Here is a 925-nt window from a genome sequence, read left to right as displayed (position 1 = left end):
GCCCTGCCTCGTGCACACGCCGAGCAAGGCCAATGGCCCCTCCTCGGCGCTGATCGGCCACCACCACCAACGGCCCATCGGCAAAGTGCCCGTACCCTTGCCCGCAGGCTGGTCGTGGGCCCAGGCCCAGTCAGCAGCGGCGCGCTCCGCTTCGCAGAACTGTAACGGCCCGCCGCTTTCAACGTCCCAGCCGCCATTGCCATCGCGATTGAGCAGGCATATGTCCAGCTCTTTCCAGCCGCTCAAATGCTGCCCGGCAGCATTGACCACAGCCTTGCGGTCGGTCGCGGCGGTAAGCTTGCGTGACAGGTCGAGAAGCTCGGTGGTTTCGTGCTGAGTGTCGCGCAAGGCCTGCAACTGCCGGCGCTGGCGAGCCGCCAGTTTGCCAGTGAGCGCCGCCATCAACAGAAAGAACAACAACGTCAGCACATCTTCTTCGCGCTGGATGCTGAACGAGAAATTGGGCGGAATAAAGAGGAAGTCATAGGCCAGAAATGACAGCGCCGCACAGGCCAATGCTGGCCCCAGGCTGCTGCGCACGGCCACCAGCAGCACGGCAGCCAGAAACACCAGGGAGATATTGGGCAGCGCCAGTACGCTGGATACTCCCCAGGCCAGGGCACTGGCCAGTAGCGTGGCAAGCAGCGCCAGGCCGTAGTCGAACCACACCAGTGAGTGTTCCGGGCGGTTGGTGACAGGTACAGGGGACTGCTCATTGTCGAGCACGTTGATTTCCAGGTCGTGGGCGTCACGCAACAAGCGCGCCGCCAGTCCGCCGCCAAACAGGCGACGGCGCCAGGTCAACCGCGACTGACCCACCAGCAGCAAGCTGGCACGGCGTTCGCCGGCATGCTGGATCAGGGTTTTGGCCACTTCACCGGCACGCAGCAACACCACCTCGCCACCCAGGCGCTCAGCCAGTTGC

At 64.2% G+C, this 925-nt stretch carries 1 protein-coding gene; it reads right to left on the bottom strand.

All coding sequences use genetic code 11. From position 1 onward, the window contains the following. The coding region (locus tag GHO03_RS24575) for a DUF4118 domain-containing protein (RefSeq protein WP_153400697.1) at positions 1–925 on the bottom strand (925 nt) is incomplete at both ends.

The sequence above is a fragment of the Pseudomonas sp. FSL R10-1339 genome, from assembly GCF_009600545.1.
GTDB lineage: Bacteria > Pseudomonadota > Gammaproteobacteria > Pseudomonadales > Pseudomonadaceae > Aquipseudomonas > Aquipseudomonas bubulae.
Note: the sequence above shows the minus strand (reverse complement) of the source record. Positions and strands in the feature narration are given on the sequence as shown.